This window comes from Rhodococcus sp. NPDC003383 (assembly GCF_053589115.1).
The window spans coordinates 227155-247031 of the sequence record NZ_JBSFRG010000001.1; the positions used below are offsets into that span (position 1 = coordinate 227155).

15 protein-coding genes are annotated in these 19877 nt (G+C 67.5%); 3 read left to right on the forward strand and 12 right to left on the reverse strand.

From position 1 onward, the window contains the following. Nucleotides 1-27: 27 nt before the first annotated feature. Nucleotides 28-582 (forward strand): TetR/AcrR family transcriptional regulator, encoded by a 555-nt coding sequence (locus ACWDTS_RS00995; RefSeq protein WP_450117363.1) that lies wholly within the window; start codon nt 28-30, stop codon nt 580-582. On the opposite strand, the gene ACWDTS_RS01000 is transcribed toward ACWDTS_RS00995, so the two are convergent. The 4 genes from ACWDTS_RS01000 to ACWDTS_RS01015 all read right to left on the reverse strand — a co-directional run bounded on the left by ACWDTS_RS01000 (nt 579) and on the right by ACWDTS_RS01015 (nt 4790). Further along, nucleotides 579-1454, reverse strand: a complete 876-nt coding sequence (locus ACWDTS_RS01000; RefSeq protein ID WP_450117364.1) for an SDR family NAD(P)-dependent oxidoreductase — start codon at nt 1452-1454, stop codon at nt 579-581. The two genes, ACWDTS_RS00995 and ACWDTS_RS01000, sit on opposite strands and share 4 nt — an antisense overlap. Nucleotides 1455-1467: 13 nt before the next feature. Next, nucleotides 1468-2373, reverse strand: a complete 906-nt coding sequence (locus tag ACWDTS_RS01005) for an LLM class F420-dependent oxidoreductase (RefSeq protein WP_450117365.1) — start codon at nt 2371-2373, stop codon at nt 1468-1470. Nucleotides 2374-2549: 176 nt separating this feature from the next. Further along, entirely contained in the window at nt 2550-2798 is a 249-nt protein-coding gene (locus ACWDTS_RS01010) for a DUF2798 domain-containing protein (RefSeq protein WP_450117366.1), read from the reverse strand. Nucleotides 2799-3032: 234 nt separating this feature from the next. Then, nucleotides 3033-4790, reverse strand: a complete 1758-nt coding sequence (locus ACWDTS_RS01015) for a GNAT family N-acetyltransferase (protein ID WP_450117367.1) — start codon at nt 4788-4790, stop codon at nt 3033-3035. 49 nt (nt 4791-4839) lie between these two features. Between ACWDTS_RS01015 and ACWDTS_RS01020 the strand changes: the two genes are divergently transcribed. After that, nucleotides 4840-5619 carry an alpha/beta fold hydrolase gene (locus ACWDTS_RS01020; RefSeq protein ID WP_248673867.1) on the forward strand — a complete coding sequence of 260 codons (780 nt, stop codon included), beginning with the start codon at nt 4840-4842 and terminating at the stop codon, nt 5617-5619. Nucleotides 5620-5634: 15 nt separating this feature from the next. Here the strand turns inward: ACWDTS_RS01020 and ACWDTS_RS01025 are convergent, their stop codons facing one another. Continuing rightward, nucleotides 5635-8289, reverse strand: a complete 2655-nt coding sequence (locus ACWDTS_RS01025) for a hypothetical protein (protein WP_450117368.1) — start codon at nt 8287-8289, stop codon at nt 5635-5637. 474 nt (nt 8290-8763) lie between these two features. On the opposite strand from ACWDTS_RS01025, the gene ACWDTS_RS01030 reads away from it, so the two are divergent. After that, entirely contained in the window at nt 8764-9741 is a 978-nt protein-coding gene (locus tag ACWDTS_RS01030) for a pseudouridine synthase (protein ID WP_197258018.1), read from the forward strand. Between the two features lie 23 nt (nt 9742-9764). Here ACWDTS_RS01030 and ACWDTS_RS01035 read toward each other — a convergent pair whose 3' ends face one another. From ACWDTS_RS01035 to ACWDTS_RS01065, 7 genes are all read right to left on the reverse strand, one after another. After that, nucleotides 9765-10877: a helix-turn-helix domain-containing protein gene (locus ACWDTS_RS01035; RefSeq protein WP_450117369.1), complete on the reverse strand. Its 1113-nt coding sequence runs from the start codon at nt 10875-10877 to the stop codon at nt 9765-9767. After that, nucleotides 10796-11575, reverse strand: a complete 780-nt coding sequence (locus ACWDTS_RS01040) for a GAF domain-containing protein (RefSeq protein ID WP_450117370.1) — start codon at nt 11573-11575, stop codon at nt 10796-10798. Before ACWDTS_RS01040 ends, ACWDTS_RS01035 begins: the two co-directional genes overlap by 82 nt. A 113-nt stretch (nt 11576-11688) precedes the next feature. Then, complete coding sequence (locus ACWDTS_RS01045; protein ID WP_450117371.1) at nt 11689-12501, reverse strand: hypothetical protein; 813 nt, start codon at nt 12499-12501, stop codon at nt 11689-11691. A gap of 73 nt (nt 12502-12574) precedes the next feature. Continuing rightward, entirely contained in the window at nt 12575-14896 is a 2322-nt protein-coding gene (locus tag ACWDTS_RS01050; protein ID WP_450117372.1) for a hydantoinase B/oxoprolinase family protein, read from the reverse strand. 25 nt (nt 14897-14921) lie between these two features. Further along, nucleotides 14922-17048 carry a hydantoinase/oxoprolinase family protein gene (locus ACWDTS_RS01055; protein WP_450117373.1) on the reverse strand — a complete coding sequence of 709 codons (2127 nt, stop codon included), beginning with the start codon at nt 17046-17048 and terminating at the stop codon, nt 14922-14924. 29 nt (nt 17049-17077) lie between these two features. Then, nucleotides 17078-17497 carry an acetone carboxylase subunit gamma gene (locus ACWDTS_RS01060; protein WP_197257938.1) on the reverse strand — a complete coding sequence of 140 codons (420 nt, stop codon included), beginning with the start codon at nt 17495-17497 and terminating at the stop codon, nt 17078-17080. 46 nt (nt 17498-17543) lie between these two features. Next, nucleotides 17544-19463, reverse strand: a complete 1920-nt coding sequence (locus tag ACWDTS_RS01065) for a hydantoinase/oxoprolinase family protein (RefSeq protein WP_450117374.1) — start codon at nt 19461-19463, stop codon at nt 17544-17546. Nucleotides 19464-19877 lie beyond the last annotated feature (414 nt).

Here is a 19877-nt window from a genome sequence, read left to right on the forward strand (position 1 = left end):
CAGGACCGAGCGCCCGAGGAGTTACAGATGCGTTCCGATGCCGCGAAGCGTCGTCAGGCAATCGTCCGGGAGGCACGACGGTTGTTCGCCGCCCACGGGAGCGACATCGCGTTGGAGACCATCGCCGAGGCCGCAGGCGTCGGCATCGCCACCCTGTACCGGAACTTCGAATCACGCAGCGCGCTTGCCCACGAGGTGGCGCTGGCGATCCTCGGCGACATGCAAGCAGCGGCGGCCGATGCCCTCGACGCGTTCGATGCGGCGCCCGACACAGCCTGGGCGAAGTACGTGCAGCGACTCGTCGAACTGGACCTGGGGGCGTTGTCGGGCGCTCTGACAGAGTTCGTCGCGCACGAGTTGCCCGAGTCCGTGCGCCGGGCACAGGAGATCACGCTCGCCGGCGTCGAGGACGTGCTCGACTCCGCCCGGTCCGCGGGCGCGGTCCGCGCGGATCTCGGCGCGCTCGAACTCGTCCTCGGGATCGGCATGATCACCCGCCCCCAACCAGCGGCCATCCGGACCGTCGCGCCCGACCTCGTCCCACGCCTGGTGTCGATCATGCTGGCCGGAATGCGGCCCTAGCCGTCGGTAGCGGGGTCCGCTGTCCGTTCCAGGACGTCCGCGGGCGCATAGTTCGCCCAGCCGTGCCCGGGCCAGTTGAACCATCCGGACGACGCGAGGGTCCCGCCGTCCGGATGCAGCGTCGTGCCGGTGATGAACGACGACAGACCCGATGCGAGGAACACGACGCAGTTGGAGATGTCGTGGACGTGCCCGACGCGCCCCATCGGAATCGCGATCGCCGCACTGCGCGGATCGGCCAGGGCGTGCTCCCCTACCGCGAGCCGCTCGAGGTTCGGCGTCGGAACGAAGTCCGGCGCAACGTTGTTCACGCGGATCCGGTCCGGTGCCACTTCGACCGCGAGTGTTCGGGCGAACTGTTCGACGGCGGCCTTCGCGGCCGAGTAGACGGCGAAACCCGGTGCGGCCCGGTGCGCTTCGATGGTCGTGAGATTGACGATGCTGCCGCCGCGACCACCGTTCTTCATCCTGGGCACCGCGAGCGAACACGCGTGCAGCACGTGCGAGAGGTTGGTGCGCACGAGCGCGTCCCAGCCCTTCGGCTTGGTGTCGACGAACGGCGACCGGAATGTGCCGCCGACGATGTTCACCAACGTGTCGAGCCGTCCCCAGCGTTCGTCGACGTCGTCGAACAGCGCGGACAGCGCGTCGGGGTCGCGGGCGTCGCCGTGCCGCACGATCGCGTCGATTCCCTGCTCGCGCAACGACGAAGCCAGTGCCGCCACGGCATCGCGATCGATGTCGATCACGGCCGGCCGCACACCGTTCGCGGCGAGGTCACGCACGATCGCCTCACCGAGTCCTCCTGCGCCCCCGGTGATCACGGCGACCGACCCCGCCAGTCCGGCGCGCTCTTCGAACCATCCCGTCACGGCAGCAGCCCTGTCACGAGAGGTAGGTGGCGCCGAACGACTCGAGGAAGTCGACGGTGGCCGACAACCCCTCGATGGGGCACGAGACCGTCACCCAGTCGACACCGGCCTTCTCCAGGTCGGCGAACACCTCTCGATGACGGTCGGGATCGACACCGGGCGAACCGATCTCGCTGCTGTAGGAATAGACGACGTCGATGTGGTCGGAACGTCCCGCCGCGATCGCCGCCTCGCGCAGTTCGGTGATCTGTCCGGCGAGTTCACCGATGGGACCCAGTTCGCGGGTGCGGGCGGTGGTGCTGAGTTGCGTACCGCCCGACATCGGCATCCAACCCTGGGCGCGTTGCGCGACGCGACGCCGCGTGAGCTTGGAGTTCCCACCGATCCAGATCGGGATCGGCGTCTGCACCGGGCGGGGCCTTGCAATGATGTTGTGCGCGCTGAAGTGGCGACCCTCATAGCTGAACGGCTCGCCGCTCCAGTGCAGCGGCAGCACGTCGAGCGCTTCGTCGAACAGCGCGTTGCGTTCGTCGAAGTCGACACCGAGAGCGTGGAATTCGCTCTTCTGATAGCCGGTCCCGATACCGAGCGTGAACCGTCCACCGGAGATCTTGTCCAGGGTTGCGGCAGCCTTGGCCAGCAGGAACGGGTTGCGGTAGGGCGCCACCGCGAGATAGGTCAGCAGGCGCAGCCGCTCGGTCGCGCCGGCGACATAGCCGAGCGCGACGAACGGATCGAGCGTCTGGTGCCCTCCGGCGGAGAGCCAGCGCGCGCCGGGCGCGGGATGCTCACTGAACGAGAAGGCGTCGAATCCGGCACGTTCGGCAGCAACCGCCACGTCGCGGACGGGACCCGGGTCCAGCACGTCGCCGTCGGGGCCGTTGATCTCCGGGTAGTGGAAGATGAACCGCAACGTCACCAGCGCGCACCTCTCCGGCGAGCCGCCGACCCGCCTGCACCCGAGCCTCGTGTTGCGAGGCCGTCCCGTCAGAGAACACTACTATCGCTCGAAGATAGTCTGATTCTTACTCGGTGCAAACGGGCACTTGACTGATCGGCGACCGCGAGCGGGAGCCGGTGCGGGTCCGGCCCACGTCACGAAGACCGAGAAGCACTCGCCTCGCCGCGGGCACCGACGATCTTCGCAGTGAGGGCCATCGACGCCGGCCAGGCGACCATCGTGAGGCAGAAGGCGATCGGCCACGCGACGATGAACTGCAGCGGCCACCCGCGCAGCCACTGCATCGAGGGCCCGACGTTGACGAGCCCCATGATGCCCGACATCGTCGCCGCCATGATGAAGGTCATGATGACCTGCGAGAGAAGGATGCTCTTCTTGTCCATCGTCCATTCCTGTCCGGGACGACGACGACATCGATACTCACCGGCGCCACCGTCCCTACGTTGAGGGTTCGGGCGCCTTGGGTTCACGCCGGGAGGCGCGACTTCATCTCAGGAGTACCGAGGGCTGGAATAACCACACCAGCCAGAATCTTTCAGGCCGTTCGATCATACCGATGCCGCACGATCGGGCCGATGTGACGCTCCTCGCAACAAGGTCGACCCGATCCGACAGCGTCAGAGCGCCCGCTCGAGCCCGACGCGAGTGTCGTCGTAGCCGAGCCGCGCGAAGAACGTACGGACCCGCTCGCAGACCCGGTCCGCGGTGACCTGAGCGAGCGACGCCCCACGCTGTCGGCCGTGCCCGTGCGCCCACTCGAGCATCGCGGTGCCGACACCCCGGGAACGTTCGGACGGCGCCACTCTGACCCCTTCGATCTGCATCCGCGTGACACCGCCGCGGGAAAGCCCCGGAACGATGGAGAGCTGCATGGTGCCGACGATCCGATCGTCCTCGTCGCGCACCGCGGCCAGGTAGTGCGCGGAGTCCCGGGTCACCGCGTCGTACGCCTCCTCGTACCGCGCGATCTCGGCGCCTTCACGGCCGGTGTCGCCGGACAGGAGCGCGACCAGCGCCGGCACGTCCACGCGGGCGGCGCGCGTCACCCGGTACGTCCGGTCGCCGACACTCAGCCGTCCCCCGACCGATTCCCGCGCTCGTGACCGCAAGCGGGCGATGAGCGTGTCCAGCCAATTGCCGACATTCAGCCGGGCCTCGGAGGTGTCGGGGTAGCGGCAGCGCAGGTGCAAGCCGGACTCGTCGAGGATGAACCACAGCATCACGCCGTCGGTGCGGATCGTCGCGCCGACGTACTGCGCCTCCAGCCCGGTCGCGTCGACCCGGACCGGTAACCGGCGCAGATCCAGCCACGAGATCGCGAACATCCCCGGCGCCTCGGGCATCCCACCCCACGGACGCAGCACGTCCTCGAGGGGCCAAGACCCCATCCCCACCGCTTCCTTGACCGCCTCCGCGGCGGCGCGGGGCTCGGGGACGGCCGATTCCAGCACCGAATTGGTGATGAACCAGCCGACGGAGTCGTGCCACGTGGCGTCGTACCGGCTGTGCACCGGGAACACCGCCCGCAACGGAGAGCCGGCCAGCTCGAGGGTCACGTCGGTCATCGCCGCCACCACCAGGGCGAGGGTCGAGACGCCGTCGTCTTTGGCCTGCGCCCCGAAGGCAGCGCTGTCGTCGACGTCGAGCACGTCGCGCACCTCCACGCGTTCGCGATGCAGCGTCTCCTCGCCCAGCGGCAGCGGGAACCGCGGCATCACGTCGCCACTGGCCGCGAGGACCTCGGCCCAGCGGCGGCGTACGTCGTCGGGTGCGGTCGGGCGGTCGCGAAGCGCGCTGGTGTGCTCGGCGAACGCCGGTGCCGTCGGCAATGCCGGTTCACGGCCCTCGTGGACCGCTGCGAGTGCGGCGAGCAGGTCGCGGGCGAGCACCAGCATCGACCACATGTCGACGTGCGAGTGGTCGGCGGCGATCACCACCGTCGGTCCGTCCGCTGTCTCGAGCATGCACAGCCGGTGCGACGGACGGGTGTACGGCGAGCACGCGCGGTCGAGCACGTCCCGCAGGGCATCGTTGACCGCCTGGCCGGGCGCGATCGAGTGCTCGACCCACCGGCCGGGTGTGATTTCGACCTCGTACAACTTCGGCTCACCGTCGTCTCCGGGCACGAAGACCGACCGCAACGTGCCGTGCCGCGCGATCACCGCCAGCCACGCGGTCGCGAGATCGTCGGGTGACACCGGCTCGGAGAGCCTGAAGGACAAGGCCATCCAGGATCCGGCACGGTCGCCCGCACCGACGTGGCGTCCCTGGTCGAAGGAGACGGGCAGGGGCCGGCCCGGCTGTCCGGCTGTCACGTCGTAGCCGAGCAGCCGACCGAAGGGAAGGCGCAGGTGCGCGACGTTCGTGAGCCGCATGGCGGTATCCTAGGCGCCTTCCTCAGCGACGACCGACCAAGGAGCCGCCGTGCCGACCTTCAGTGTTCCGGGAGCCGAACTGGACGTGGAGCTGAGCGACGAGGGTGGCCACCCGGTTGTGCAACTCCACGGCCTCACCTCCAGCCGCCATCGCGACCGCCTGATGGATCTCGATCTCGGGCGTGGACTGAGCGGGACCCGACTCCTCAGGTACGACGCGCGCGGGCACGGCCGTTCGACCGGCCGCGCGGTGCCGGAGGACTACCGCTGGGAGGTCCTCGCCGACGACCTGCTGCGACTGCTCGACCACTGGTTCCCCGGCGAGCAGGTCCACGGCGTCGGCCCGTCGATGGGCACCGGAACACTGCTGCACGCGGCGGTCCGGGATCCGGGGCGGTTCAGTGGCCTCACCCTGATGGTGCCGGCGACCGCATGGGAAACGCGCGCGGCCAAGGCAGAGAGTTACCGGCAGAATGCCCGGGTCATCGAGGAGCAGGGACTCGACGCGTTCCTCCGAGCGGACCTGTCGCAGTCGCGTCCGCCTGCAACCGCGGGAACCCCGGAGACCGTGCCGGACGTCGCCGAGCACCTGCTTCCGTCGCTGTTCCGGGGAGCCGCGCTGAGCGACCTGCCCGACCCCGACGAGGTCGCCAAGATCGACGTTCCCGCAACGATTCTCGCCTGGATCGACGATCCCGGGCACCCGGTGTCCACGGCGGAGGCGTTGCTGGATCTTCTCCCGGACTCGACTCTGGAGGTGGCCCGCACGCCGGCCGACCTCGCCCGCTGGCCGAGCATCCTGTGCGCGGACGTGGCGCGGCAGGGGTAGCGGCGGGGCGAGTCGTCACATGCGTGGCGACTGGCGGAACTCCGGGGCCGGGGTCGGGGCACCACTGCGGAGGTCGGCGTCGGGCACATCCGGCCCCTTCCCCACGTTCTGCAGCAGCGTCTTCGCAGGGTCCCAGAACTGGCCGTTACTCGGAATGAAGAGCTGAACCTCGTCCGTCAGGCCTTCTTCCTCCAGCCACGTCTTCCCCGCGGCCTCGGTGGCACCTGCCTCGTGGAACAGGTCGCGATACGCGGGAAGCGCGATCGCGGTCGTCTCACAAACCTCGTCGAGGGTGCTCACCGCTGCGCGCAGACGCAGCCACTTGTGGCGCTTCCAACGCTTTTCGTCGGCTGCGAAGCGGTGCCGCAGTCTGGCCCCGGCGAGCGCACCGCGCAACGCCATCGACGCGACCGTCTCACGCCTCATGAACAGGTTGGTTCCGCCTTCCTCGGCACGCTGCCGCACCCACGCGACCCGGCCGCGGGTGCTGGGCATGTTCGTCTGCATGACATCCCGCCAGGTCCGGGCGGTGGACACGATCGCCGCGACGAATCCGGCCGCGGTCCCGCGAACTACGCTGTACGGCGGCACGCTGGACTGCCAGTCCTCGGGAAACCACACGTCCTGATGCTCGAATCCCCGCGGATGCCGCCCCAGGTTCAGACCGAACGTCGGCCATTCCGGCAGAGACTGGTCGAACAGGTGCACCGGGAAGTTCGAAGTGATACCGCCGTCCGACAGCCACAGTTCCTCTGCGATTTCGTTATCGGCATTCATCATCGGGGACTCGAGCGCCTTCTTCGGCTCGAACTCGAGCGGCCGACCCATATCGTCGCGCACCGTGGTCGGCTTTCGCAACCGGTAGACGCGGACGGCCTTGAAGAGGAACGGTAGCGCCATGCTAGCCCGGACCGCGAATACGACGGGAAGGTCCCACGGCTCGGGAAGCGCACAGAGTTCGCGCCGTTCCCACTTCCCCTTCTCGCCCCAGCACTTGTACATCTGTGCATTCGACTCACCGTCGACCGACTCGGGTGCCAGCAGATCGACGACCTCCGGCGGGAAGATCGCCGCGAGATCCTTACGGTCGACATAGAACTGGCTGCCCAGCGACTCCTTCATGCTCGCGTTGTCGACGAACGGAAACAGGAACGGCCGCTGCTGCGCCAGATCGGTGGTGACCAACTGCAGATTGACGCGGCGCGCGCGGGCACGGTGTGCCAGCTTCTCCCCCCGTCTGTTCTCATCGTTTTCGTCGACGCCCCACAGGTCACCGAACGTCAACGGCCTTTCCTGCCCGGCGAGATCCCGGAGCCGAGCGTCGATCCATGCCACCAGGCGATCCCCCGAGAACAGCCCGTACTGATCCCGCGACCGGAACTTCGCGTTCATGTCCATTGCGATGACGCCCAGGAACGCCGCGGACACGAGCGCCCACAACCCGGTGAAGGCCAGTACGAGCAATGCGGCCAAGACGACTCCACCGAGATCCATGGCCGAGCGGTCCGTCGCGATCCACACGAACGCCGCTGCGGCCGCGACGCAGGCCACCAGCCCGATCACGGTCGCTACGAGCACGCCCTTCGTCGCACGCGGCTCCTCGGCACTGGTGTGGCTCTTCAGCAGCTCCTGGTAGAGCGCGGTTGCCTTCGCGTCCTTGCCGGCGATCCAGTTCTCGATCTCACGATCCAGATCCCGTTTCATGCCGCGCGCTCGTTGGAGACGGAATACACCGACCGCGCTCACGACCACCAACACGATCGTGAGGATCCCGGTCACCGACAGTCCCAACGCCGAGCCCCACCGGCCCCACGCGTCACCGGCCGGTTCGTCGACGGCCCGGCGCATCGCCACGACCAGGAGCGCGAAGGTCCCGGCGCTGATCAGCATGCCGAGGGTGCACCATCGCAATCCGAGCGCCAGCGCGGCCCGCCAGACCGCCTGGTAGCGATTGCGTCGCCGCATGATCGGCTCGAGCAACCCGAACAGCCGCCGCTCCCGACGCTTCGCCGACTGCGCCTTGCGAGACTCCGAACTACCAGGCGCCGGCTCGTTCGGACGGAAGAGTCCTGCGAGCCGAAATTCGTCGTCCGACTCCCCTTCCGTGTCGGGCCGGGTCCCATCGAGTTGCGTCAGCCAGCGCACGACTTCTGCGACTCCTGCGAAACCGCGCTGCACGGACTCCGGCGTGGACGCCTTCGTTGGCACTTCCACCTGTTCGATCTCCCGGATGCGCCCGAGCTCCGCGGCGGCAGCTGCGGCCGCGGCGATCGCACCCGCCGACGTCCCACCGATGTTGCGCAGCCGGAACGCGCGGGCGATCTCACACACCGCGAGCGGGTAGACGATGCCCGAGGTCGTGCCGCCGCGCATGGTGATATCCGTGCTGCGCCGACAATAGTCCCCGTACTTATCGACCTCGTCCGCGAACGTCTCCGCCGCCTCCGCGTGGCTGAGATTCAGATCAGGATTGCCCAGGTCGTTTTCGAAGTAAGTATTCGGGTTGAGATAGCCAGTCGCCGGGGGATCCGGCACGGGCGTCGGTGGCGACTCGGCCGGCTCGAGCCCCTTCGGATTCGGCTTGTCGCGCTGCCAGACCTTGCGCGACTCAGTACCGGCGAGCAATTCATCGAGTCGTTTCAGCGCCGACGACGGACCTGGCACGGCCATGGTCGCCGCCTCCTCCCTGTCGGTTCCACAACCGATCGCTATACGCTGCGCTCACCGAAAGGCTTGTCCAGAAGGCATTCTCGGATCGAGATCACACTTCCGAACCTGCCACCGCCGAGCCGGCATCAATGAAGAATTGGCCGAACCCAGATCAGAACGGCCCCAGCATATTCCGACACACCCTTGTGCCTCTTGGGCGATTTCGAACTCCCGAGAAGTGTCGAGTCCCCGCCTTTCGTGAGTAGCGCGAGCTTCGTTGCGTCTACAACCACGACCGAACTGCACGACACCGACCCATTCACATTCCGACCGGTGCAACAATGTCCCCCGACTGCGCATTCGATTCTAGGCCAGGGCCCTCGGGTTGGGCGGCGAGTTCGTGCGGTAAGCCCATCCCGACGACCATCGGCGTTGATCACCGTCTACCGGCGCCTCGGCGCGACCCGATGCGCGGCCGAACCGGCGGCCGATGAGATGATGACGGGCGTGCCCATGCCCTCACCACTACCTGTCAGGAACGGCGTCGGGCCGACGCGACTGCGCGTCCCGAACTCCGGCCCCTGGTCGACGATCGCCGAATACGTCGTCGCCAGGTTCGATCACCTCGACGCCGACGACCTGTACCGGCGGTTCGACGCCGACGAGATCGTGGGCGCCGACGGCAGTCCGATCGACCGCGATACGGAACTGGGAGCGCACCGGTTCGTCTGGTACTACCGCGATCTGCCGACCGAGGAACCGGTGCCGTTCGACGAGGAGATTCTCCACGTCGACGACGACCTCGTCGTGATCGACAAGCCGCACTTCCTGCCGACCACCCCGGGCGGGCGGTACCTGCGCGAGTCCGCGCTCGTCCGACTGCGGACCCGCCTCGACAATCCGGATCTGACGCCGATCCATCGACTCGATCGAGCAACCGCAGGTCTGGTGATGTTCTCGACTCGTCCCGAGACGCGCGGCGCCTACCAATCGCTGTTCGAGAAGCGGCAGGTCGTGAAGGTCTACGAGGCGGTGTCGGCGCTTCCGTCCGAATGGGACCCTGCCGCACCGGCGCTCGCCAGGCACGCCGTGCCCGTCGTCTACCGCAACCACATCGAGTCGCGCCGCGGCGAGCTGCGGGTCGTCGTCGACGATTCGCGAGAGCCCAACTCCGAGACGGTGATCGAGGTGCTCGGCACCGGCGTGAGCGCCTCGGGACGTGCGGTGCTGCACACGCTCCTGCGGCCGCACACCGGACGGATGCACCAACTGCGGGTGCATCTGGCGGCGCTCGGCGTCGGGATCCTGGGCGACCGTTGGTATCCCGACCTCTTGGCCGAGGAACCCGACGATTATTCCCTCCCCCTCCAATTACTGGCGCGGGAACTGGAATTCACCGATCCACTGTCAGGGGTGCCGCGACGGTTCGTCACCCGACGGACGTTGAGCGAAGCACCCGTTCCGGGACGCTGAGCCCGTCCGAAGATCGCACTCGGTCAACCGGCCGGCTCCGCAGCGTCGGCGAGCCCGAACTTGGCTAGTTTCCGGTACAGCGACGACCGTGAAATGCCCAGTGCGCGAGCGGTTTCCGCCCGGTTCCCGCCGGCATCCCGCAACGCTTTGGCCACCACGTCGCGCTCGACCGCCTCGACGGCGCTCAGTTTGCGGCCCGGCCCGTGATGGCACCATTCGGGCAGGTCCTCGCGCGTGATTCGCCCGGCCGGCCGCAGCGCGACGGCGCTGCGCAGCGCATCCTCCAGCTCGTGGATGTTGCGCGGCCACGGGTAGCGCACGAGGAGGCGCATCGCGTCGGGCGTGAGCTCGCGGCTCGACGAGCCGGTGATCGTCCGAAGCACCTGCGCCACCACTCCGGGGATGTCGTCGGTGCGGTGCCGCAGCGCGGGCACGTGCACGGTTCGCTCGAGCGCGTCGAGCAACGGAGCGAGGAACTCCGGCGCCGGTTCATCCGAATCCTGCATGGTGGCGACGACGAACACGTGCTCGGGACAGGGTTTCGCCAGCGCCGCCGCCAGGGTTGCAACCACCGGTTCGGGCATGGATCGAATGTTGCGCAGTACGTACAGGGTGGGAGTCGGGGAATCGTCGGTAAGCCCCGAGAGGTCGGTACTGCCGTCGACGAGGATGCTGCGCCCGCCGGGCACCACCGAGTGGAAGATCTCGGACGCCAGCGAGGCCTTGCCCGTGCCCGGCTCGCCGGTGACCAGCACCCGCTCCCCCGTCCGCACCGCGTCCTCGATCTCGTTGCAGGTCCGGGTCCACAGGGGCGAACCGCCGGCCCGCAACTTCCCGGTTCCTGCGGCAGCCAGTCCCGCCCCATGCGAGGGCACGCGGGGCGGAGCGGTGGGCCGGACCGCGGCCGGGATCGCGGCCGCCGCAGCGGCGGATTCGGACACTTCGATCAGGTACCCGGCAGTGTCCTCGCCCGCCCGGATCCGGACGGCCCGCACCCGGACGCTGACACCGTCGGGCAGTTCGACGTGCTCGTCGATGCGGTCGCGATGGCCGATCATGTAGTCGACATGCTCGCCGACGCGGCGCTGATCTTCCGGCGCCAGGATGGCGTGGGCGAGCGGATTCGCCAGCGACATCGCGCTGCCGGTGGCCAGCAGCGCCGTCCCCCACGTGCGTCGGCGCGGACGAACGCGTCGAACAGCGCGTGCTGACGGGCGCTGCGATCGCGAAACAGGTTCAGTTCGATCTCGGATGCTGCGCTGCGCGCCACGCTCGCCAGCAACGGGGAAGAATGCTCGGAGAGACAGCTGAGGTCGACGACACCGGCGATGTGGCCGCTGAACGGGTCGCGGATCGGGGCACCGGAACACGCGAACGGTTGGAACCGGTCGTGGAAGTGCTCGGCGCCGTCGATCTGGACTGCCTGTCCGGATTCGAGCACGGTCCCCACGCCGTTGGTGCCGATCTCGGCCTCCCGGTAGTCGAAGCCGGGCGCGAGCGAGACCCGGTCGAGGAGCCGGCCGATGCCGCGGGCACCGTCGATCCTCATCAGCACCTGTGCCTTCGCGTCGGTCAGTGCGATGCTGACGGGAACGTCGACCATGTCCGCCGCGAGCCTGTCGAAAACGGACATTGCGCATTGCACCAGCCGGGATTCCCGATCCACGTCACCGACGTACCCGACGTCCCCACCGGAAGGCTGCACCCCGGCTGCCTGCGACCGCTGCCACGAGGCGGACACGAGCGGCGACACCAGGGACTCGTCCGGCTCTCCGGAATCGAGGAACCCGGCGCGGGCGACCGCCACCGTCAGCCGTCGGTCTGCGTTCTTCATCGTGTTCCTTCCACCACGTCGCAGTGATCTGCGTCACTCGAGGGTACCGGTCGGTTCCGTGCGACGCCCGGACCGAGTGTTCGGTCGGTTCCGTGCGATGCCCGGGCCCAGTGTCAGTTCACCCCCGAGCGAACGCTCTCGCGGTCCAGGTCGGCCAGCCGGGCCAGCACTGTTTCCGGCACCGCACCCTCGGGGAGCCGGGCGAGCCGGAACGCCCCGGCCTCCGCGGGCACGGCGGCGCGGTCGCCGAGCCAGAAGTCGTCGCCGAGCACATCCCCGTCGCCTTCACCGAACGACACGCTTCGCTGGTCACGCAGCCCCAGCTCCCATCGGTAGTGCACGGCGACGTTGCCGATCGGCGCATAGGCCTCGGGGGGTACTGCAGGCACATCTCCGGCCGCGCGCTCGTCGAGCAGGACCGCCGCGACGGGCACGTCGGCGAACCCGCGCAGCCAGTCGGCCACGTACATCGCCGCGTTCTCCACCCGGTCGGCGTCGAGATCGTCCGTCGTTCCGGGGTGTGTCTGTGCCAGCCACGCACGCGGGGACGGGATCTGCAGGACGAGCGGCAGCCGTGTCGTGCCGGCCACGGTGGCAACCAGCGTCACCGCAGCCCGGCCGGCCTCCGCGTCTCCGAGCAGGGTGCGCAGCGCGTATCCGGGACGCGACCGTGCGGTCATCGCATCCTGCAGGCGGGGGTCCCCGGCGAGGATCCGATAGTAGGCACCGAGGTCGAGCAGCGTGGCGTCCGGGCGCAGCAGCCCGTGTGCCTGGTTGAACAGGTTCGACAGCGCGGTCGGGTCGCCCCAGGGAATCGGATTGCCGCGCAACAGGACCCGCTGACTGTAGTCGAGATGGTCGATGATCAAGGGGGTGCGGCGCCCCGAGGCCGGTGCAGCGAGGAACTCGGGCTTCGAAGTGGTCATCGTGGTCTCCGGGGGGTGAAGGGGTGCCCGCACGCACGTCGTGCGGGCACCCGGTGGACGGGGCGGACGGTGGTCAGGACTTGCGGTGGACCACCTCACCGTGCTTGGCCTCGAGTTCCTTCACCCGCGCGGTCAACTCGGCGATCTTCGATTCGCGTCGGTCGGGCATCATGATGATCGGCATCTTGTCGATCGTCGTGGTGACCCGCTGTGCACCGTGGACGGTGAAGTGGGTGGCGGTCAGTTCCTCGGTGTCACCCCAGGACCCGTAGTAGAGGAGGTCCTTTGGAGGTTCAGGGGTGACGAACTGCTCGACGAACTGCGCGTAGGGAACGCCGCGGGCGATCCGGGCTCGGCGCATCGACGCACGCAGTTCGTCGGTGGCTTCGGTGTCGACGACGAACGTCTCCGGCTCGTACACGACGCCGTAGATGTCGTGCGCGACCTTCGGTGAGATGCGGTCGATCTCGAGATCCGCGACCACGTCCTCGGGGGCTCGTTCGAGCGGGTCTCCGTAGCCGCCGCCGGTGCCCTGCGAAATCATGTACAGCTCACCGTCCTTGGCGACGTCGAACTGCAGGCCCATGTGGCTGGTGGTGTACTCGGCGCCTTCGAACGGCTGCTCGTTCATCACCTTCTCGATGGACAGGTCGAAACGTTCCGGGTTGCGCCGCAGTTCGTCGTAGACGTTGACGCCCTTGACCATCGCGAGCGGATAGGTGTTGCAGCCGTAGCCACCGAACTGCCCGGTGATGGACGAGAACTTCGCACCCGAGGTGACGGTCATGAAGCCCCACAGCGGGGTGCCTTCCGCCGCCACGATCATCTCGTAGCCCATGCCACCGCGATACTTGCCGAAGCCCTGATTGTCGCGGACGATCCGCTTGCTCACCAGCTGCATGAAGGGCACCTCCTCCTCCATGACCTCCTGTTCGGCGGTGTCGGCCATCGCGCAGAACAGGGGCGATACGGCGTCCTCGCCGTCGCGGAACGCCTTCGCGCCGCCGCCCATGCCGTTGAGGTCGGCGCACAGATTCCCGACCTGATCACCGTGCTGGGTGACCCCGCCCCACAGGAAGGTGTTGATCTGGTTGAACCACGGGGCGATGACGTTGGAGAACTTCTCCGGGTTGGAGAACTGCAGCTTCGCCCAGGGGTTCTGCAACGCCGAGAACCCGCGGAACGAGGCCTGCAGGGATTGGCCCATCGGGGCGTCGTAGCCGGCGTCGGACCAGGTGTGCTCATCGGAGATGATCTCGATCGGACTCATCGCCGACGTGCAGCGCGGCAGATCCGGCCACCAGAACGCGAGGATGGCCTGCATCATCATCGACTTGACCGAGCACAGCGGCGAATTGATGGCCCGGTTGAGAATCTCGGGTCCGCTCCCGCGCAGATCGATCGTCATCTTGTCGCCCTTGACGGTGATCGCACAGGCGAGCTTGATGAGGATGTTCTCCTTGAGCGTCGAGTCCATGAACTGGTTGAACCGGACGGTGCCGTCGGGCAGCTCGCGGATCCGGCGGCGCACCTCGGCCTCGACGTCCTCGACGGTGATGCGCAGTGCAGCGACGGAGGTTTCCACTCCGACCTCGTCGATGATCGCGTCAACTCGTTCCTGGATACGTTGCACCGCACCGATCTTCACCTTCAGATCGGCGAGCTGCAGCTTCGGGTCGCGCACCGAGTGCTGCAGGAAGGTGAGCAGGTCGCGGCGCAGCTCGCCCCGTTCGACGATCTTGAACGGGCTCATCCGCAGGCCGTCGTCGAAGGGCGTCTCCGAGCCGGAGGGCATGCCGCCGGGCTCGCACGCGCCGTTCTCGCCCTCGTGGATGGTGGCCGCGATCCACGCGATGATCCGGTCGTCACGGATGATCGGCATGATCATCGACTGGTCGGTGTTGTGGACGTTGCCGAAGCGGGCGTCGTTGTGGATGAAGCCGTCGCCCGGGTGGATGCCTACGGTCGGCTCGTCCTTCCAGTACTTCATGATGTACCGGATCGGGTGGTGCAAGATCGCGGAGAACGCGATCACGCCGTGGCAGGACAGGTAGGTCACATCGCCGGCGGCGGTGTAGATAGCGGTGGTGAGGTCACCCCATTTGGCGCCGGGAGCCGCACCCATCGCCTCGCACATCTCGAAGCCCTCGTCGAGGGCGCCGGCCAGGCGTTTACGGATGCGATCCACCTCGAGCGGATCGATGCCCTTGGCGATGCATTCCTCCTCGAGCTCGCTGCGCGAGGCGATGTGGTGCGAACGCATGATCTCCCGATCGGGGCCGAGGAACAGCGTGGTCTCGTCCATGAATTCGTCGACCCATTGCTGTTCCTGCTCGTCGAGCGACGCGAGGCGTTCGGCGGCGGCGTTGGCGAGGTCGTCGTGCACTGCGGTCATGACATTGTCTCCTGGTGTTTCTGCGCTAGTCCTTGAGGAACCAGACGGCGCCCTGCGGGGAGGGTTCGAGGCGCCAGCCCGGCTCGACGAGATAGGTCGTGTTCTCGGTGGTGACGATCGCCGGGCCGGGGATCACATGCCGGGCATCGAGGGCCTTCGCGTCGTAGACCGCGGTGCTGATCGCCCGCGGGTGCCCGACGAAGTGCGCGTCCCGATGTCCGATCGGGACAGGCAGCGTTCGTTCCCCGCCATGATGCAGCGAGTCGAATTCCACCGTGTCGCCGTTGACGTACGACGCGACACGGATGGTCTGCACACGGATCCCCGCCTCGGGTGCGGCCGACCCCTCCCCGTACCGTTGCGAGTAGATGTCGGAGAAGGTGCGGATCAGGTGCAGGACGTCCCCGACCCCGTGAATCCGGTTGATGTCGAAGGACACCGCGGTCGTCACCAGCTGGTTGCCGTACCGCAGGTCCATTTCGAGGCGATGCTCGATCACGTCGTCGGTGATGCCCTGCCGACGCAGATCCTCCGCACCCTTCGCTTCCAGGGCAGCCACGATGTCGTTGAACTCCTCGTAACGGTCGTAGAGTGCTCGCGTGGTTGCGTTGTAGAGCACCACGTGCACGCCCCGTTCGTGGATGTGCAGCTGCTTCATGTTGCCGGCGCCGCACGCGGAGAACACCGACGAGAACGGCGGCGCGAGGATCCGGCGGATACCGGCGTGGTCGGCGATGCCGCACGCGTGCAGCGGGCCGTTGCCGCCGTAGGCGAGCATCGTGAAGTCCTCGGGCAGGTAACCGCGCACCCGCAGTTCCTTGGCGATGCCGATCGCCATCTGCTCGTCGACGGAACTCTTGATGACCTTGGCCACGTCGATGACGTCGAGATCCAGTTCGTCACAGAGGTTTTCCTCGATGGCGAACACCGCGCGCCTGGGGTTGAGCTTGATGAAACCGTTCGCGTAGTTGTCGGGGTCGAGGTAGCCGAGCAGCAGATCGGCGTCGGTCACCGTCGGGCGCAGTCCGCCGCGGTCGTAGCACGCCGGGCCGGGGTCCGATCCCGCGGACTCGGGTCCGAGCCGCACGGACTGGTGGATGCGGTCGTAGCTGGCGATGGAACCGCCTCCGGCGCCGAGGGTTTCGAGGTGAATCATGGGTACCGAGACCAGCCACCGGTCGATGGTGGGTTGGAAGTCGTAGTGCTTGACCCCACCGGCGGGCACCAGGCCGATGTCGAAGGAGGTGCCGCCCATGTCGGTGGTGATGATGTTGCCGATGCCCGATGACTCCGAAAGATGCTCTGCGGCACTGACTCCCGCGACAGGTCCCGAGTGGATGGTCTGCAGAGCATCGGTCGAGTTCATCTGTGCCATGCCGCCGGAGTTGTGGATGATGAGCATCGGCTTGTCGTAGCCGGAATCGCGCAGGTTGTTCGCCAGCTGGCTCATCGCGTGGAACATGATGTCGTGCAGGAAGCCGTCGACGATGGTGGAGGTGGCCCGCACGTACTCGCCCTTGCGGCCGGACACCTGATGGCCGAGCAGCACCGGGATGGCGCCGAGCTGATGCTCGGGGTACTCCTCCTGGATGATCTCCATGATCCGCAGCTCGTGCGCCGGATTCTCGGTCGAGTTGACCAGCGACACCACCAGCGCCTGGACGCCGGCATCGACGAGTTCGCGCACCATCTCGCGCACGTTCTGTTCGACGAGCGGGATGACGATTTTGCCGGCGGAGTTGACGCGCTCCTTCACCGAGCGGATCAGGCTGCGGTGCACCAGTGGTTCGGGACGCTCGGCAGCGGGCAGATTCTGCTGCATCGACGGGTCCAGACCCTCACCGTAGCCACGGCCGCGCGAGAGCGGGATGGTGTCCTCGAAGCCGTGGGTGACGATGGCACCGACGCGGGGCCCCTTGCGCTCGATGAGCGCATTGGTACCGAGAGTGGTGGCGTACCGTACCGAATCCACCTCGGACAGCACGTCGTCGCGGTCGAGGTTGGCCCGTCGGCAGGCAAGGTCGAGGGCCTCGTTGAAGCCCTGCGCGAGGTTGTGGTGGGTGGTGAGGGCCTTGGCCTCGACGTACTTGTCGTCCCAGGCGAAGAAGCAGTCGGTGAAGGTGCCGCCGATGTCGACGGAGATGCGTTTCATGGTATCGGATTCCTTGCGATCGAAGATGTTCAGTGCTGGTGGCGGCGGCCTTCGAACTCGCCTTCGGCGTCCTGCCCCGGTCCGTAGGTGATGACCTCTTCCGGATCGGTGCCGCGTTCGAGCCACTGGGCACGCAGGGCGTCGATGTCCCACTCCATGTCGACGGTCGGCGGATGGCCCGGCGGGACGTACTCGGTCTCGATCTGGGTTCCGCAACCCGGGCAGTAGTACTCGAGGATCCGGCAGTAGTTCGGGTCCGGTGAGAATGTGAACTCGTAGCGGTCCGGGTCGATGATCGGCTGATGGATCTCGCGCGGATCGCGGTCGTAGACGAGGGTTCCTTCCTTGTAATTGCCACGGGCGCTGCCGAATTCGTGTTGGCACACCCGGCACAGCCACAGTTCGGTGTCGAGATCGATGACCAGGTATTCGGTCATGGGAATTCGCATGTCGTGCATCCTTCGAAGCGGTGGGAGCAGGCGTCGCGCCTGTCGGTCAGTGGGTGTCGGTGAGCAGCAGGTCGCCGCCGGCGGTGACGTGGAAAGTCCAGCCGTCCTGCACCCGGGCGGTGAAGAAGGGGCCTTCGACGATGGCAGGTCCCTCGGCGGTCGCACCCGGCTGCTGCTCGGTGAGCGTGTACACCGGCACCTCGGCGCGTCCCGCGGCACCGAGCACGGTGCGGACACCGGTCGCCTGCGGGTCGCAGGGTTCGGCGAACGAGCTGTCGGGCAGGGCGATTCGATTCATTCGGCGCGTGACGACGAGGGTCAGCGCCCTGGAGGCACCGGCCATGAGTTCCACCGGCTCGCCGGGCCGGTAGGCGGTTTCGTCGACGGTGACGCCGTGCTCGTCCTCCGAGGCAACCGTCCACGACAGAGTGCACTCGTCGAGGGAATGACCCTCCTGGAACATGTCGCGTTCGGCCTTGGCGAGCAGGTCGGCGGTGGCATCGGCGAGTGTCGCGTCGCTCGTGTCCACGAGGTCGGTCTCGTAGCTCTGCCCGATGTCGGAGAATCCGATCCCGAACGCCGAGAAGACGGCGGCGAGCTTGGGGATCAGGACGGTGCGGACACCGGCGTCCCGGGCAGCACCACACGCACTCATCGGACCGGCACCGCCGAACGCGGCGATCGTGGTCTCGTCGGCATCCTGGACTGCCGGGGCGATGGCACTCCCCATGGCTGTGAAGTAGGCCTGCTCCATCGCGATCAGCGCCTCGTCGAGGGTGAGGCCGAGCGGCTCGGCGACGGTCTCGCGGACGACCGCGCGGGCCCGGTCCGCATCGAGGGTGAAGCCGCCGTCGAGGTAGGTGGACGGATCGAGTACCCCGAGCAGCAGATTGACGTCGGTGATGGTGGCGGCGGTACCACCGAAACCGAAGCAGGCCGGTCCCGGTGCTGCGCCGACGCTCTCGGGGCCGACCGTGATGACACCGTCGGTGACGGCGATGACGGAGCTGCCGCCGATGCCTGCGGACTCGACGTTGGACATCGGGAAGGAGATGGGGATCCCGGCGATGGAACCTCGTCGGTCCGTGAGGATCTCGCCGCCGGTGACCGTGCCGATGTCGGTGGTCGTGCCGCCGACGTCGATCATGAGGACGTGCTTGAGGCCGTAGACTTCGGCCAGCGCCCGGGTGCCTTCCAAGCCGCCTCGCGGTCCCGACGAGTAGGTCTTGAGCGCAACCGATTTCGCCACGCGCGACGAGGCCCCGTCGTTGCGGTAGATCAGCAGTGGGTTGCGGACGCGATGGTCGCGCAGACGATGCTCGGTGTTGTACAGGAACCGTTCGATCGTCGGGTGCAGGAAGGTGTTGATCACGGCCGACCAGATGCGCCGGGACGCGGTGCGATCGGTGCTGAAGTCCCACGAGTACAGGAACGGCACCGACCCGAGCAGGTGGCGCGGGAACTTGCGCAGCAGGACCCTGCGGATCTCGCGTTCGCGGCCGTCGTTGGTGTCACCGACCGCGACGACGATGCGGGCCGCGCCGTCGGTGATGAGCCGGTTGACCTTGGCGACCAGTTCGCTGTCGAGGTCGTCGGCGGCGCTGTCGATCACCGCGACGCGGCTGCCGACGAGGTCGTCGAACAGCGCGCGCTGCTCGGGGGTGCGCCTGAGCTCGTCCACCGTGCCGGCCGAGTCGGTGAGGATGCCGACACTCGGACCCTTCCGCTCCACGAGCGCGTTCGTACCCTGCGTTGTCGAGTAGCGGATGTGTGCGGTCGAGTGCAGCAGCTCGGGCAGATTCTCCGTGCCGTAGATCTCCCGCGACACTTTGGTGAGACCGTCGAACAGGCACTGCGACAGGTCGAACGGGGTGGTGAGGGTCTTGGTGAAGCTGAAGTCGTGGCCGTCCCACGCGCAGATGTCGGTGAGGGTACCGCCATTGTCGATGTTGATCAGTCTGTCCATGGTGTCCTCGGTCCAATGCGGTGTTGCGATTCGGATGAGGAAATCCTGGGGCTGCAGACATCGTGTGAAGTGTGTCACTTGCGGACACCTTGAGTGATATACGCCCCAACCTGGGGTTTCGGTGTTCGTCCCGCACGACCGATGCGCGCGGGTGTCGGCGTGGTGGAGGGAAGTGTCCGGATGAGGGACACTTTCCGGTTCGATGGGGAGTGCAGGCGAACACGGGAACCACAGATCTCCTAGAGCTGGGGACGACCCGTTTCGGACCCGGCCCCGTAGGGGACTGCCCCACTCGAAGTGAGGGCAGTCCCTTCGGACTCTCGGTCCCTGCCGCTGATGCGTGAAACCGGAGACAGACCACCGCGACACGACAGCCGGGCCGCGGTAGTTCGCACGTGTAACATTTTCGCTCGT